Annotated in this window: 13 protein-coding genes; 12 read left to right on the forward strand and 1 reads right to left on the reverse strand. The window is 42.1% G+C overall.

Annotated elements, in window-relative coordinates; translation table 11 throughout:
* The first annotated feature begins 120 nt into the window (after positions 1 to 120).
* The 11 genes from QMY49_RS23710 (at position 121) to QMY49_RS23760 (ending at position 14,309) form a co-directional block, all read left to right on the forward strand.
* Positions 121 to 600 (forward strand): Hcp family type VI secretion system effector, encoded by a 480-nt coding sequence (locus QMY49_RS23710; RefSeq protein ID WP_005447029.1) that lies wholly within the window; start codon positions 121 to 123, stop codon positions 598 to 600.
* A 50-nt stretch (positions 601 to 650) separates the two neighbouring features.
* Complete coding sequence (gene tssI / locus QMY49_RS23715; RefSeq protein ID WP_005447027.1) at positions 651 to 2,486, forward strand: type VI secretion system tip protein TssI/VgrG; 1,836 nt, start codon at positions 651 to 653, stop codon at positions 2,484 to 2,486.
* 11 nt (positions 2,487 to 2,497) lie between these two features.
* The gene (locus QMY49_RS23720; protein ID WP_005447025.1) at positions 2,498 to 2,788 is read left to right on the forward strand and encodes a PAAR domain-containing protein; all 291 of its coding nucleotides are present in this window, start codon (positions 2,498 to 2,500) and stop codon (positions 2,786 to 2,788) included.
* A gap of 9 nt (positions 2,789 to 2,797) precedes the next feature.
* Positions 2,798 to 3,613, forward strand: coding sequence for an NAD/NADP transhydrogenase beta subunit (locus QMY49_RS23725; RefSeq protein ID WP_223295750.1), 816 nt, complete (start codon positions 2,798 to 2,800; stop codon positions 3,611 to 3,613).
* Between the two features lie 9 nt (positions 3,614 to 3,622).
* Entirely contained in the window at positions 3,623 to 7,861 is a 4,239-nt protein-coding gene (locus QMY49_RS23730; protein WP_283314789.1) for an RHS repeat-associated core domain-containing protein, read from the forward strand.
* A gap of 1 nt (position 7,862) precedes the next feature.
* Positions 7,863 to 8,219, forward strand: coding sequence for a hypothetical protein (locus QMY49_RS23735; protein WP_005447021.1), 357 nt, complete (start codon positions 7,863 to 7,865; stop codon positions 8,217 to 8,219).
* Between the two features lie 224 nt (positions 8,220 to 8,443).
* Positions 8,444 to 9,157 carry a GAD-like domain-containing protein gene (locus tag QMY49_RS23740; RefSeq protein WP_005447020.1) on the forward strand — a complete coding sequence of 238 codons (714 nt, stop codon included), beginning with the start codon at positions 8,444 to 8,446 and terminating at the stop codon, positions 9,155 to 9,157.
* Positions 9,158 to 9,260: 103 nt separating this feature from the next.
* The gene (locus QMY49_RS23745; protein WP_283314795.1) at positions 9,261 to 9,635 is read left to right on the forward strand and encodes a hypothetical protein; all 375 of its coding nucleotides are present in this window, start codon (positions 9,261 to 9,263) and stop codon (positions 9,633 to 9,635) included.
* A gap of 82 nt (positions 9,636 to 9,717) precedes the next feature.
* Positions 9,718 to 9,966 (forward strand): hypothetical protein, encoded by a 249-nt coding sequence (locus QMY49_RS23750; protein WP_005447016.1) that lies wholly within the window; start codon positions 9,718 to 9,720, stop codon positions 9,964 to 9,966.
* A gap of 137 nt (positions 9,967 to 10,103) precedes the next feature.
* Complete coding sequence (locus QMY49_RS23755; protein ID WP_283314797.1) at positions 10,104 to 11,243, forward strand: exonuclease SbcCD subunit D; 1,140 nt, start codon at positions 10,104 to 10,106, stop codon at positions 11,241 to 11,243.
* A gap of 9 nt (positions 11,244 to 11,252) precedes the next feature.
* Entirely contained in the window at positions 11,253 to 14,309 is a 3,057-nt protein-coding gene (locus QMY49_RS23760) for an AAA family ATPase (protein WP_283314800.1), read from the forward strand.
* Positions 14,310 to 14,397: 88 nt separating this feature from the next.
* On the opposite strand, the gene QMY49_RS23765 is transcribed toward QMY49_RS23760, so the two are convergent.
* Entirely contained in the window at positions 14,398 to 14,778 is a 381-nt protein-coding gene (locus QMY49_RS23765) for a cystatin domain-containing protein (protein WP_009699049.1), read from the reverse strand.
* Positions 14,779 to 15,153: 375 nt separating this feature from the next.
* Here QMY49_RS23765 and QMY49_RS23770 point away from each other — a divergent pair, with 375 nt between their 5' ends.
* On the forward strand, positions 15,154 to 16,839 hold the full coding sequence (locus QMY49_RS23770) for an immunoglobulin-like domain-containing protein (protein ID WP_283314807.1): 1,686 nt from the start codon (positions 15,154 to 15,156) through the stop codon (positions 16,837 to 16,839).
* Positions 16,840 to 16,926: the final 87 nt, after the last annotated feature.

Below are 16,926 nucleotides of genomic sequence, written 5' to 3' on the forward strand. Positions count from 1 at the left end.
AAGATATAAAATATCGTATTTAAAAATTGGTTTTTGATACATTAATCATTAGTTTTAATTGATGATTAAAATATAAAATTACTATGTAATATGTCATTAATAATGCTATAGGAGATTAGCATGCAGTCTAACACGTATCTTAAATATGCAGATATTAAAGGTGAGGCAACAGCCGAACAGTACAAGGATCTAATTACTCTACTATCTGTAGATTGGAGTGTTGGTCGTGAAATTTCATCGTACACTGGTACAGCGATGGACCGCGAAGCAAGTGCAACACGTCTATACGATTTGACGATCACTAAGCTTCAAGACCGTTCATCACCGGACCTATTTAAAGAAGCTACCATTGGTAAAGGTAAACCAGCGGTATTCCACATCACCAAGCAAGGTGAAAAGGTAGAAGAGATCATGAAAATCGAACTTACCGATGCAATGATTTCAAACTACTCTGTGTCAATCCAGGACGATCGTCCAATTGAAACAATCACTATTTCTTACACTGAAATGATGATGACAGTTACACCTACTGACGATAAGAACAACACATCTGCGCCATTAGTATATGGCTACAGCGGTGTTAAAGGTCAGCAAATGTAATTGTATTGCGGGAAGAGGTTTCTTCCCGCTATTTTATAAAGAAGTATCTAATGAAAAAAGCATCTCAGAAAAATAACTTTATACGAATTTCTTCACCATTTGGGAGTGATACGTTAATTCTTAATTCCTTTGAATATAAAGAGACTGCATCCCAACTTTTTTCATTGTATGCTCATGCTTATTTTAACGACCAACATGAGGAATTGAATAACATCATTGGAAAAGAGGTCTTGATCACGATGGATAATCATCCATCTGTTAGCGCTAAACCTCGTTATTTTCATGGGGTTGTATCTAGAGCCAGATTAACTGGTTCAAGGGTTACTACAGTTGAGCATGGTGAGAATTACAAAAACATAGATTTGTATATCGAGCCTAAAATTCGATTTTCTGATTACCGCACTAACTGCCGTATTTTTCAAAATAAAAGCATAGAAGAAATAATTTCATTGATTCTATCAGAACATGATGTTGAGTTCAGTTTTAAAACTCTAAGAAGTTACCCCAAGTATGCGTATAAAGTTCAATATGACGAAACTGATCTGGCATTTATAGAGCGGTTACTGTCTGAAGAGGGAGTTGCTTATTGCTTTTCGCATACAGAATCTTCCCATGTTATTGAATTTTTTGATGACGCTGATTACTACGAGTCAGGGGAAGAGTTCTTTGTTAATCATTCAACAGGTACGAGTGAAGTAAGCCACATTAGTTCATGGAATGAGACCCAAACACTGACGACTAAAAAAACATGTAAAGCAGGCTTTGATATGCTTAAGCCTTTGTCTCATCCGATGCACCAAGCGAATGGAAAGAGTGAGTATTTTTCGGTACCAGTTAGTGAGCACTATGAGTATCTCGCGGAAACTGAGACTAAAGATGATTTTTCCTTACGCAATAAGCATGCAATTGAATCGTTACAACAAGATGCTTATCAATGTAGTGGTGAAGCAAGTTGCAGAACCTTTACTGTTGGTAAATTATTTAAATTTAAAAAACATGAAGATGTAAGCCGTGTAGGTAAAGAGTTTGTCCTTTCTTCGATTTCCATGTCTGCATCAGTGCTCAATCAAACCGGGCAAGGTGGGACGTCAGCTCAAGGTTTTAAAATGTCTTTCCACTGCGTCGGTTCAAAAACCATGCTTCGTCCAAAAACTCATATTCGAAGACCTCAAGTTAGAGGTCTTCAAACCGCGATTGTTACTGGAAATGAGGATGGTGAGATTTACCTTGATAAGCATGGACGAATTAAAGTTCAGTTTCATTGGGATAGACAAGGTAAATATGATGCTAACAGCTCATGCTGGATTCGCGTTGCGCACGCGAGCGCGGGTAATGGCTGGGGTAGTATTTTCCACCCAAGAGTTGGTCAAGAGGTCATTGTCGATTTTGTTAATGGCGACCCGGATCAGCCTATAGTTACCGGCTCTCTTTACAATGGAACTCAAGAGACACCATACAAATTACCGGACCAAGCTTCTCAAAGTGGTTACAAATCTCGCTCTGTACAGAAAGAGGGAAATAACTTCAACGAGCTTCGGTTTGAAGACAAGCCTGGTGATGAGCATGTCTACTTACACGCAGAAAAGCTGTTTCAAATGGTAGTCGAAGACTGTGCAGATATTTCTATAGAGAACAATAAAAAAGAAAAAGTCACCAATGAATTGCGCCAAGAAGTGGGTAAAAGTGCCGACCTTAAAGTAGGTGAGAATCAATCTTTAGATGTTGGTAAGGCATTATCAATTAATGCAGGAAAAAGTATTGAAATTAAGGTTGGTGGGGCGTCGATTCAAATGTCGAGTTCTGGCGAGATCAATATTAAGGGCAATAAGATCTCGATTAATGGCTCTGCCATCGCACTAAAAGCCGGGCAAATTTCTCTTAATTAAGGCGCGAAGAAATGGGAAAACCAGCAGCAATAATAGGTAGCTTTCACATATGTCCCAAAAAGACAGGGAAAATTCCTCACGTCGGAGGACCTGTCATAATGGGGTCTCCAAACGTAAAAATCACAGGTCTTCCTGCAGCACGAAAAGGCGATAAGCTAATTTGCGTTGGCCCACCAGATAGTATCTCTTCGGGGTCTTCTAGCGTGAAAATCAACGGGAAACCGGCAGCACGGCTAGGGGATTCGACATCTCACGGCGGTAAAATTTTAGTCGGCAACCCAACGGTAGTCATTGGTGGATAGATGGGGCTTATGTTTCAGCCAAGCTTGTGTTTGTTGGGAGACCAAGAATTTTCAATATCGCAGCTCACTAATCATACGTTAAAGCCGTCAGAATTCTCTGTATCGAACTTTGAAGAGATCGACTCTCTCTCTATTATTGATACGCTTGATTCTTATTCTAACTATCTGAGCAAGCGGGATATTTCAGGTCATGTTTTCTTGTTGCTGCCTAATATCACCGATAAGAACATTCTGCGAAGAGTTATCGCTTCGTTTTTGTCGATATTTAGCAAAGTCGAGGCGGATAAAATTGCCCTTTATCCATATGGTAATGCCTCTTTTTTGATGGCTCTTAACAGTATTGAACGCTTGGTCAAAAAAAATAACTCAGTGTGGGTCGTCGCTATAAACGCAATCGATTCTGGATATGGTCTTGATTCGTTAGTTATGGCGCGTTGTTCCATGGGGCATAGAGGACTACGTCCTTACAAGGTTGCTGTTGATTTGGACTTTGAAGGGACTGATACGGCGACATCAAATATCACCAAACAACTGGGGCTTGTTTGTACTCATCTTCTAGACGAACTCGCTCTGTCTATAGAAGGAGAAGAGCCAGTATGGCTGGAGTCTATTCAGTTCTTATCTCCTTGGATAACAGCGGATACTTCCTATCAGCTAATAGATTCGGTCACGGGTCCCTTAGGTCCTTGTAATGGTTTATTAAAAGCGCTCTGTGTTTACCAGCAGCAAGCAAATAGAAACATATTAAATTATTGCGGATTGCAAATTGACGTTGAACGGTATGGATATGCCGTAGGCGTTTTGTATCGCTGGGTTAATGAGTAACTTGAAGAGATGAACTTACAACGGATTGTCAAACTTAAAGCGTTAAGTGGTGCCGTATTTTGCTTTTCTCATCAACGTTTAAATGTTGGTATTGAAAAAGAATTTGGCACCGAAAACTGTGCAGCGGTTTTTATTGAGCAATTTCATTTTGCATCATTGGATGACCTAAGAGAAATCGCCTCTTGGACGAGTAAAGAAGTGTCATTTGCTCATGAGTATGAAGATAAAGGCATAGAAGAGCTCGACCAGCTACTCGCTAAAGGGTTATATGATCGTGTTTTGTTTGCATCAGAACTGCCTAAGTTACTCCCTAAAACATTCTATCCACCAACGAATATTCCACAACCTGTCGCTCTAAAGGTGTCAAAAGGTGCGAGGGTATTGTCGCGTTCTGAACGTGTTAATGCGAGCAGTTCTGTAAGTCTCTCTCCTCAAGATGAAAGCAGTAAACGTCATGTTAAAGCTGGCGATCCCGTGTCGATGGTGACAGGTGAAGAACATTTATCTTTAGTGGATGTTAGATTACCTTTTCATTTGACGTGGTTACGTACGTATCGCTCTTCTCTCTGTGATACGAGTACATCTTTAGGCTTTGGCTGGAGGCATATATTTCAATACGAGCTAATGGATGTATTAGATGAAAAGTCTAACGTGGTAGGTTGGCTTTTTATGGATGAAGTAGGAGATACGATTCAATTTCCTAGTGTGGAGATCGGCGGAATTAGTTATCAAGCTTATTCTGGTGCAAGCTGCCTGTTCCACAAAAATGGTTATCGACTCGTGTCATTGAGAAACGAAGTTCAAATTAAGTTTTATTTGAAAGACGAGTTGTGGGTCGCACGTGAAGTTCGTCTGGGTCACATGAAAACCGTGAACCTTGAATACTCTCGCAATCACAGAGTGGTTGGAGTCAGTGTCAACCAGAAACCAAAACTTGAACTTCAGTACGACGAACATGGATTGCTTGTAGAAATCAGAACCCCCAAAACAAACCACGTGTTAGCAAAATATGATTACGATGCAGGTAGTCGCTTAATCTGTGCCAAGAACGAAAACGGTCTCATAGAAAAGTATCAATACAACGACTCGAACCTACTGGTTAAGCGAACGCGAGCGACTGGCTTTTCTCATTATTTTGAATGGTTGGGTGAAGGAAAAGATGCAAAATGTGTTCGAAATTGGGGGGATGAAGGCGTCTATGACTATCGGTTTGATATCGGGTTATACGAGTCAACTTACTGGGACTCGTTAGGAAACCGATGGCAATATAAGCATGATGAAAATGGAAAATTGCTTGAATGCATAAGCCCTGAATCCAGACTTATGGCATATGAGCACGATTCTATGGGGAGGTTAGCGTGCACGACTAATCCGGATAAAAGCTACACTTTCCACTTCTACGATGAGTTTGGCTTGATGAAGCAAAAAGTGCATTCTTCAGGGGCGATCGAAGATTTTGAATACAATGAATTTGGTCAATGTATAAAGCATTGTTTTCCTGACGGTGAAGTTGAGATAAGAGAGTTTAATGCTTTAGGTCAGTTGGTCATGCATCAATACAAAAACGGGCTAAAAGAACATTCGTTGTTTGATAAACACGGTCGACAAGTAGAGCAGAACAGCGATGTTGGAACTCGTACTCAATGGTGGTGGAGTGAGGCAAACCAGCTGCTAGCAAAGAAAGTAAACCAGTGTTTGGTTCGTTATAGCTATGACGAATATGAACGTATCAATGGTATCTCTTATCCCCATGATTTGATTGCTGGTTTTGAGCGACACGAAAACAACTTACTTACCCGTTTATATTTTCAAAGTAAAAAAGATCAAACATTTCGAGAGCATCGTTACGAATATGATGATTTTGGTCGAGTTAAACAGATCTGCACGCCACGAGGTTCTATAGATATTGTTTGGGGGCATCTAGCCCAGCCAACAGCGATAGTGAAACAAGATCAGAGTGCTTTTTCTTTTTCTTATGATTCGGAAAGAAACCTGACGAGCATTGAGCGCTCGGATGGCTGCAAATATGAGTTTGAGTACACACCTGACGGTCATATAAGCCAGACAATTAACTTCGATCGAATTAAGACCAATTACACCTATGACCGAGCTGAAAGGTTAAGTCAAATATCACATTGCTCTATTCTGATCTCGTTTCAATATGACGAGCTTGGACAGGTTGCAAAAGTTAAAGCCAGTGGCAAAAATCGAAGTGTAGAGAACCATTACCAACATACTCTAGGTGGTAAATTAACTCGCGCGCACAACCGTTTCTCTAATATTTCATATACGTATTCTGGCACGAAATTGGTGAGTGAGGAGCAGGGACGCTTTTCTTTCGTCAATCAATACCAAGATAACGGTTTACTTCGTTCTCAACACTATGACGATGGAACAGAGGTGCTATATGAGCATGACCAATTTGGCACGGTATGTGGATTAACGATTCATTCAAACGGCTCTGAGAGAGAAGATTCAATTAAGTTTGAATACGATGAATTACAACGTTTATCGATAATCACTTATAGCGCGGGAAAAGAGCTAAGAGAGTTCGATGGAATAGGTCGCTTGAAGCGCCAAATATGGACTGGTTTCGAGCGTAAGTATCATTACAACGCGCAGCATTTATTGTCTCTTATCGTTGATAGTGAAAAGGGGGCGTTGCATTACCGTTATGATGAACTTGGGCAATTAGAAAGAGTAAAAACACAGACTTTAGAAAAGTCATATTCCTTTGACAGTTTTGGTAATTTTAATGATGAAAGTGCACAGCTAGACTATGATCGGCTGGTTGAATATAACGGCGTAAGGTACGACTACGATGAGCTAGGCAATAGAATCCGCACTCAAGGCAATGGGTGGGAACAGCATTGTGCTTATGATGCAAAAGGACAGTTAATCAGTGTCGAGACTGAAGGGCGGTTGTGTCAATTTGAATATGATGCACTAGGACGCAGAACGAAGCAAATCAGCGAAAATGGAACCACCGAGTTTATTTGGCAAGGAAGTCATCTAGTCGGCGAGTATTCGCGTTCGGGTTATCGGTGGTATCTATATCAACCAAACAGCGTAGTTCCGCTTGCTCTTATTGAAAACGGCAAGTGTTATTTTTTCCAATGTAATCAAATCGGAACCCCAGAACGTTTGGTGGACTCTAAAGGGCAGGTAGTTTGGCAAGCAACATACGATACCTTTGGATTTGCTCACGTTGAAATCGAGACGGTTAAAAACAACCTTCGCTTACAGGGGCAGTACTTCGATATTGAGACTGGTCTGCATTACAATTTAGCACGCTATTATGATCCTCAAATAGGTCGATTTATCCAACCCGATCCCCTAGGGCTGCTTGGTGGAACTAACCACTATCAATTCGCACCAAACCCTGTCTCGTGGGTTGATCCTTTGGGTTTATGTGCAAAAGAGGAGTCGCATACAGTTCTAGCGGGGCGCAACGATAATTCGCCTGAGAAGTCGGTGTACTACGCAATGGGCTCGGGGAATTATCAAGCTACAATTACTCAAGCTTCACCTAGTTACAAGCTACATGCGTATTCGTCCCCGCATCATTCAGCTTTAAGTATTAACGATGTTCATATGGCACTCGATGCCGCGGGTATGCTGCCCGGAGTCGGAATTATTCCTGACGCAGTTAATACTTTTTTGTATGGAGTAACTGGTGACTTTGTTAACGCGGGAATGTCACTTTCTGCAATGGTTCCTGTTGTCGGGCAAGGGGCTATGGCGACTAAGTATGTCAGTGAGCTCGACAAAATTGAAGGTCATGGCAATAATATCGCGGATAATGTAAGTACGCATATAGACGATTATGTGTCACGGCTTTATAGTAAAGTCACGCCTTCAAACCGACCTGCCAATCTGTTTGAAATAGAACAGACTGGGCCTCGGAACTATCGAGTCTTTGGAGGGGGGACATCAATAGACATTGATGGCTATGAAGGAACTGTAATTCTTGAAGCAAAGTTTGTTGATAAAAAGAGCAGAAGTCCTTTTATTGAAGACTCTAAGATTCCGCCATTTTTGCGTGAAAAAATTCGCAAGGAGCAAGCACATGAATTTGAACGATTGAAAGCTGTTTTAAAGGATTCTGAGGTTCCGTTTAACAAGTTGGAGGTGAGAATTAATGAGCCTCTAGCAAAGCCTTATTTTCAGTCACTAATCGAAAAATATAAAATACCAGGGCATGTTAAGGTTGTTAGGACATCAATCAAAGAGTCAGGAGGGGGATGATATGAGTAAACTATTACTGTTTATTGGTGAAAATGAACAATTTGATAAAGATACCGTTGTTCAACAAATTAGAAAGATAGTAGGTGTTAGAAATGACAAAGAAGGAAATTTTATTGGCTCTGTTTTTGAGGCAGAGTACGCTGTAAATAATGAGAGTTACATTGTTCGATTGAGTGATGACCTCGAAACAATAACTGTCGATGGAATTGATGATAATAGTCTAGATTTTGTTCTTCAATTGAAAACTCTGCTCATGATACCTCTCCAAGTGGTTGACATGGATTACTCATTTCATCTGGAGTTAGCTAACGTAAACTCATTAGTTCAGCTTAAAGAAGAAATTAGGAAGGGAGTGTAATTGAATCGAGCAGTGTCTGGGCGAAAATTTTGATAATCAGGATACCACTTCTTTCGGGGAAATAATTTGTATTCTTAAAGTTGCGTCCAAAACAAACCACATGAAAAACTTACGAACTCACGATATCCGGCGGGGATCTCAGTGGCGCACAAAATCGCGCTTATCTCAGACGGATGAGCAAGCGCAACGTGCATTCGAAACTTTAGGACCAGATACCCAAATGAATGTTTCGCTGGATCGCTGCCCATTACGTGGAATTAAATAAGTTGAATGACGAATATTTTGAAATGTTTATAGAAGAGTTTGGCGAGCCGACCGAACATATTCAGGCGACTGACCAACAAGTTGAAGCATATCGAGGCATACTTCCAGATCAGCTACTTAAATACTGGCAAATGGTCGGTTTCTCTGGCTTTAACGATGGTCTATTCTGGATCACCAATCCCGCAGAATTTGAAGATGTGCTTGAATCTTTTCTCGACGATACAGAGTTCGCACACTATGACAACTACCATGTGATCGCTCGAAGCGCCTATGGTCAACTCTATTTGTGGGGAGAGCGAACAGGTGCGTCACTCGATATAGCGACACACTTAAATTGGATAATGACAAATCAAGGACACGCAAAAGACATTTCTAAAGGCGATGCTAATATTGCAATTCAAAGCTTTTTCGGTTTTCAAGATAAAGAATATATAGACGTAGAAGTTAGTTCAAAACCTCTCTTTCCGTCTGCGATTAAAAAACATGGTCCAGTGGGTAAAGAAGAAGTGATGGTGTTTACCCCTTACCTATTTATGGGGGGCAAGAAGTCCGCAGATGCTATGACCAAAGAAGATCTACATGTATTTTTACAGGTTATGGCGGATTTAGGGGGAGCCGAAATTATCGATATGGCGTCAATGGTCGGCAATGTCCTTAAAAGTCACAGAGATTAACCCGTCCTGCATAGCAAAACTCAAGCTCACGCTTTGTGGGCTCTTTTGTTTACCCAGTATCGATCTAGATAGATATCTTTTAAACAATCAGTTTGGCTGAATAGTGATCACACACAAGGCAAGAGTTCTTAGCTTAAACCCAGATATTGAAGAAGAAGTTACGCTTGAAGTTAATGGTGTCGAATTAACCTGTTTTGTCGGGGTGTGCCCCTATGAATTGTATATTGGGCAAGAATATCCCGTTGCATTTGAAATGTTGGACTTTGAATTAACAGAGCAGGAAAGTGCAGACGAAACTAGTATGACAAGGGTCGATAGTACCTATGCTTATAAGCTATTAGGTAGACTAAGCGGTGGGACCATAGACGCTGGACTTAAGATTTGTGATGGTTTTTTAGAGTCTGATTATGCATATTTGGATGGTCAGTTTATTTGTCTCTGTGTCGAGCGGTTGGACGTAGAATTTTTAGATAGGTAAACCGAGTTCTTAGGGCATGTTCTTTGCTCCCGAATAATGATCGGGTTTGTGTAAATAAATTAGGCAAAGGATATAAACGCAAATGAATAATGAAAACTCGACACTAGTTCGCTTTGTTATGAATGCTGATAAATTGAAAAAAGTACCTCATCAATCCTATAGCCTAGATGGACTGAAAAATGGTGAGTGTTTGTGTGTGGTCAATCGAGATGATTCTTGGCAAGTTGTATACAACAGTCAAGGAAGAATTACGTCTGTAACTGAATGTCAAAATGAAGAAGATGCGTATGAGGAACTATATCGCCAAATCTCAGATGCTTATGGTTGGTAGATTTGAAGAACGCACAATTAGCTCGTTTATACTTTAACTTCAGCATACGCCACAAACCACATGAAAAGCTTACGAACTCACGATATCCTAGGGGGATAATAAGATAACGCCATGTAGATGGCAGAAAGTGAATTCGAATGAAGTTTATCCATACCTCAGATTGGCACCTCGGTCGACAGTTTCATAACGTCTCTTTACTTGACGATCAGCAAGCGGTTCTTGACCAGTTAATCCATTACATTGAAAACAACCCTGTTGATGCGGTTGTTGTTGCTGGTGATATTTATGACCGTTCTGTCCCACCAACCATTGCGATTGAGCTACTTAACAAAGTAGTGAAGCGAATCTGTGGTGAGCTAAATACGCCGATGATTCTGATTTCTGGCAACCATGATGGTGCTGAGCGCTTGGGTTTTGGTTCAGAACAGATGAAAAATGCGGGTCTTCACATTATCAGTAATTTCGAAGACATGCTTACCCCTGTTGTTATTGAAACCGAAAGCGCAGGGCAAGTTGCTTTTTATGGCATGCCTTATAACGACCCTGAGCAAGTCCGTTTTACCTACCAAGAACCCGTTTCGACCCACGACCAAGCGCACAAGCTACTTGCTGAGAAAATCGCTGAACAGTTCCAACCAGAGCAACGCAACGTGTTGGTCAGCCACTGCTTTGTCGATGGTGCCATTGAGTCTGAATCTGAGCGTCCACTTTCGATTGGCGGTTCCGACCGCGTCAGTCACGAGCATTTCCTCAACTTTGACTATGTGGCGTTGGGGCATTTGCATCAGCCACAGAAAAAAGGCGAAGAATACATTCGTTATTCTGGCTCATTGATGAAATACAGTTTTGGTGAACAAAATCAGAAGAAAGGTTTCACGCTGGTGGAAATTGACCAAAACGGGTTTGTCTCGGCAGAGCACTTTAACCTTACTGCACCTCATGAGATGCGAATCGTTGAAGGTGAACTTGAACAAGTGATAGAGCAGGGCAAAACCGATCCGAAAAACGAAGACTACTTGTTGGTACGTTTGATGGATAAGCACGCGATCTTAAACCCAATGGAAAAGCTACGTACTGTTTACCCGAATGTTTTGCACCTAGAAAAACCGGGCATGTTAATTGGTGTCGAGCAAGAAATGGCGCAAGCGAAATTGGCGAGAAGTGAGATAGATATGTTCCGAGACTTCTTTTCGGAAGCGCAAGACAGCCAATTATCGCAAGAACAAGATCAAGCGATCAGTGACATCATCAAACAACTTTCTCAGCAAGCTCAGTAAGGACCAAACATGAAACCCATTAAACTGACAATGCAGGCTTTTGGTCCGTTTGCTCAAACAGAAACGATTGAATTCGACAAGCTGGGAACTAACCCTCTGTTTCTTATCAACGGTCCTACTGGTTCGGGTAAAACCTCGATCCTCGATGCGATTTGTTTTGCTCTATATGGTGAAACGACGGGTAATGAGCGCCAAGGTATTCAAATGCGTTGCGATATGGCAGCACCAACGTTGCTGACTGAAGTGACACTAGAGTTCTCGTTGCACGGTAAGTCTTATCGAGTGATTCGCTCACCAGAACAAGAAGCGCCAAAAGCGCGTGGTGAGGGCATGACGGTGCGTAAGCATACCGCAGCTTTGTATGAGATTACGGACGAAGAAAAGCTCATCACTAGCAAAACAACGCAAGTAAAGACAGAAGTGACCAATATTATTGGTTTGAACGAAACTCAGTTCCGCCAAGTGATGGTGTTGCCACAAGGTAAGTTTCGAGAGTTGTTACTTGCGACATCCAAAGAGCGGGAAGAGATCTTTGGTCAGCTATTCCAAACGGATATATACAAGAAGATTGAATATGCACTGAAAGACAAAGCGAGTGCCATTAGCAAAGCCAAAGACGAGTTTGATAACCAAATTCGAGGCGCACTGCAGGTGGCTGGTGTTTCTTCTGAAGCGGAGTTGACAGAGCAGCGCGAAGCCTTATCTGTTCAATTTGAATCTGTACAAAAGCAAGAGCAAGAATCTCTGGCGCAATTAAATGCTCTAAAAACTGAACTGCAAAAAGCAGAAGCGCTGAGCAATGAGTTTAAAAAGCGCGAGCAAGCCGAAATTGCATTGAAGCAACATTTGGAACAGAGCGATGCTGTCTCATCACGTCAATTGCAGTTAGACAATGCGAAGAAGGCAAGCAAGGTTGAGTTGCCTTATGTCACGTTACAAAGCGCCTCCAAGCAAACGCAAGAACTTGAGCAAAAAGTAGCTAAGCTATCTCAAGATCTTACTGTGGCAAATGACGCGGTAAAATCCAAAGAAGGCGCATTGCAAACCGCGAAAGAACAAGCCGCACAATTGCCAAAACTGACAGAGCAGCAATACCAACTTGAAGGTATGAAAGGAAAGTTGGTTGAAAAGTCAGAGCTAGAGAAAGCCATTAATGCAGGTTTGACGCAAAAATCTGAGTTTGAGGCAACGCTTAAAAAATATATCGCTCTGAAAGAGAAGTTAACGCTAGAGGCGCAACAAGGTCAGAAGTCACTGGATCAAGCTCGAGTCGATGTTGCAAGTATTGGCACCGTAGAGGCAGAGATAAAACAGCAACAGCGTTTGATGCAAGACCTACAGAAGCTAACTGGCTTAAACCAAGAGCTAGCGAAACTGGATGCATTGACGCCTAGCAAACAAGCTTCGGTTGACCAAGCAAAAGCGCGATACGTAGAACTTCAACGCTCAGCAGACACTCTTGAATTGAGCTGGCACAATGCTCAAGCTGCTGTATTGGCTCAGCGCTTACAAGCCGGTGAAATGTGTCCGGTGTGCGGTAGTGTAGAACACCCTCAACCCGCTCAATTTGTTGGTGAAGAGGTAACAAAAGAGCAAGTTCAGCGTGCTCGAAATACGGAGCGAGAAGGGCAAGTTGCGCTTAACCAATTAAGCAATCAATTGGAGCAGCACAATATCGCAGTCGGACAATACAAGCAGCAGATTGAGCAACTATCCGTTGAGCTTGGCCAAACCGCATCAATGGATTTAAGCGCGTTACAAGCGTCTATGCAGCAGCTCAGTGAACGTTTACAGCAATTGTCATCGATTAACTTGGTTCAGCTGGAACAAAGCGTCAATGAGCTAAACCAGCGTTGTGTTACTGGGGAAGGTAAGATCAATGATCTGCAAAACCAGATGGCAGCCAATGAATCGACGATAAAAGTGAACCGAGAGCAACTGGCTAAACTGTCTGCTTCGTTAGATGCCAAGTACTCATCTCTTGAAGTTCTTGAGCAAGACATTGTTGCGATTCAAAAACAGATTGCGGAGTTAAATTCCGCTTTAGAAAATGCACAAAATCATTTGCAACAAGCCGTGCTGGCGAAGACCAATATTGAAAGCCAACTGACAACCAATCAACAGTGGTTGAATGAAGCACTCGATCGTTTTAGCACAGCAAAAGCTGATTGGGAGCAAGCGTTGCAGGCTAGTGCATTCGAGGACGAAGCGCAATTTCTAGCATGTAAAGTGGATGAAGCCGAGATGCAGGTTTGGCAGCAAGAAATTGATGCGTTCAAACAAACTCAAATCAAGCTAGAACAAACATTGGCAGATTTAAGTTCAACATTGAAAGACTTGGCGTTGCCAGATTTAGAAAATCTTAACGTTAAGTTAAACAGCGTTCAGCAAAGTTACGTTGAAGCGCGTAATCAGCTTGATAGCACGCGCTCTTTGTTTGAACGTCTAGAGAAAGTCCGTAATGACATCGCGACGTTACATGACAAGAACATTAAGTTAGAAGACGAATATAAAGTGTTTGGCACCTTGTATGACGTTGCAAGCGGTAAAACGGGTAGCCGCATCAGTCTGCACCGATTTGTCCTTGGTGTGTTATTAGACGATGTATTGATTCAAGCGTCACAGCGTTTAAGTCTGATGAGTAAAGGTCGTTATATCTTGGCTCGTAAAACTGAAGGCTTTAAAGGTGCGGCAGGACGAGGCTTGGATTTGGTAGTAGAGGACAGCTACACAGGTAAAACGCGTGATGTTGCGACGTTATCAGGTGGTGAATCTTTCATGGCAGCGTTGGCATTAGCGCTCGGTCTATCTGATGTTGTGCAGTCTTACAGTGGCGGTATTCGCTTGGATACGCTGTTTATTGATGAAGGTTTTGGCAGCTTAGATCCGGAATCTTTGGATCTTGCGATTCAAACCTTGGTCGATTTACAACAAACGGGTCGCATGATTGGCGTGATTTCTCACGTATCCGAGCTGAAAGAGCAAATGGCGCAACGCATTGATGTCGAACCGTCGCGACTTGGTTCTACAGTTTCTGTGAAGTCTCAGATGGCATTTGATTCTTAATCAGTACTGGAAAATATGAATAAACAAAAAGCCCCACTAAATTACGGTGTAAAATAGCGGGGCTTTTTGGTTCTCAGTTTCGAAGCATTTATTGTTCGCAGAAGCGACCTTCTTTCGGTGATTGCGTAATCGCATATTCACCATCAAGGTTGCGATAAACAACCGTGTTCCAAACTGATCCGTCATTCAATTCAAACTCTATCGCGTAGTTCACACCACTCACAATTTGTGCATGAACGGACAAGATCTGTTTAAACGAAGCGAGAGTTTCCATTTTGTTTAGGACAAAGGCCATTGCCTTTTGAGCGTCTGGGGTAGCATCGAATTCGTTCCACCCACCTGGCATATTTCCTTGTGTATTACATACATCTGCCGAGGTTGTTGACTGTGTCGCTTCATCTTGAGTTTTTTGCTGACATCCGACAAGCAAAACCAAGATTGCGCAAGCTGACACTGTTTTTAATTTCATAAAAATAACCTCTATTTATGTAAGCCCGCATTATATAAGTTGGCGTTCCAGCCCAATGTCTACGTTGTGCAAACTTTTTATATGAACAGGGTTAAATCCTGATTAAATCGTTGCGAGCGAGCTCCAAAAAATAGATTTTGGTTAACTTTTTGCCTAATTTTGCTAGTAAGTCACGCATAAGAGCGAACGCTAATTTCCTATTCATTTCGCGTCGTGAATTAAGATCACAATTATAAAATAGACTTGGAAAACATAACTTTGCACGTGTATCTGTTTTCGCAATACAGCCATATAATCCAATAAAAATTCATTAGGCACTAATATAAAGTGCTGAATGATTGTTGTGATGAAGCAAAATGGATGAGAGGTAACACGATGAAGCAAAAAGCGCTATATCTAGCAGTAGCATTGGGTTTGAGTGGTCTTTCAAACGTAGCATCCGCTAATGAAATGGTGAATCCAGATGGCGGTGTTGTAGTCGGTTATTGGCATAACTGGTGCGATGGGGCTGGTTACAAGGGCGGTAATGCGCCGTGTGTGACGCTGGATGAAGTTGACCCAATGTACAATGTGGTTAACGTCTCTTTCATGAAGGTGTTCAATACCAGCGAAGGCCGCATTCCAACCTTTAAGCTCGATCCAAATATTGGTCTTTCAGAACAACAATTTATTGATCAAATTAGCGCACTAAACCAACAAGGACGCGCCGTTCTTATTGCGCTTGGTGGTGCAGATGCGCACGTCGAGCTGAAAACTGGCGATGAGCAAGCATTCGCACAAGAGATCATCCGCCTTACTGATAAGTTCGGCTTTGATGGTCTGGATATCGATTTAGAGCAATCTGCAGTAACCGCGTCAGACAACCAAACAGTAATCCCAGCTGCACTTCGCCTTGTAAAAGAACACTATCAACAGCAGGGCAAAAACTTCCTAATTACGATGGCGCCTGAGTTTCCATACTTAACAGAAGGTGGCAAATACGTTCCTTATATTACTGGATTAGAAGGGTACTATGATTGGATCAACCCTCAATTTTACAACCAAGGTGGTGATGGTATTTGGGTTGAAGGTGTGGGTTGGATTGCACAAAACAATGATGCGCTAAAACAAGAATTCATTTACTACATTTCAGACTCTCTATCGAACGGTACACGTGGTTTCCATAAAATTCCGCATGACAAATTGGTGTTTGGTATTCCATCTAACATTGATGCAGCAGCAACGGGCTTTGTACAAGATCCTCAAGATCTTTACGACGCGTTTGACCAACTTAAAGCGCAAGGGCAGGCACTTCGTGGCGTAATGACATGGTCAGTTAACTGGGATATGGGCACCAACAAGAATGGTCAGGCGTACGGTGAAAAATTTGTGAAGGATTACGGTCCGTTTATCCACGGTCAGACTCCACCACCGCCAAGTGAAGGCGAGCCGGTGCTTAGCGGCATCAACGATGTTCGAGTGCATCACGGTAGTGCATTTGATCCGTATGCAGGTGTTACCGCATCTGATAAAGAAGATGGAGACCTAACTAACAGCATTACTGTCGAAGGTTCAGTTGATGTGAACACCGTTGGCACTTATGTTTTGGTTTACAGTGTAAAAGACAGCGACAACAATGAAACCAAGCAAAGCAGAACGGTTGTTGTTTACAGCCTAGTGCCTGAGTTTGAAGGTGTAACGGATACGACCATACAGCTTGGTGATGCATTTGACCCAATGGCAGGTGTAAAAGCCACGGATGCAGAAGACGGTGATTTGACTGATCAAGTTCGTGTAGAGGGCCGTGTAGATGTGAACGTTCTAGGCGTCTACAACTTGGTTTACCGCGTAACGGACAGTGCTAATCAAACTACGACAGCTCAACGCTCTGTGATTGTTTCTGATGGCAGCAGTTACCCTCCGTATGAATCTGGAAAAGCGTATGAAGCAGGTGACATTGTCACAGGTTCAGATGGCAACTTGTATCAATGTAAACCATGGCCATACACGGGGTGGTGTTCAAATCCTTCTTATGCGCCAGGTGAAACCGTTTATTGGTCAGACGCATGGGATAAGTTGTAATTAGTTCATTTGCAAGCCTCCTTCACTGGAGGCTTTTTTATGCGCGTAACTTCACATCTTATTGAACCTACACTAGAACTTTAAAGC

The organism is Vibrio harveyi (genome assembly GCF_030060435.1).
Taxonomy (GTDB): domain Bacteria; phylum Pseudomonadota; class Gammaproteobacteria; order Enterobacterales; family Vibrionaceae; genus Vibrio; species Vibrio harveyi.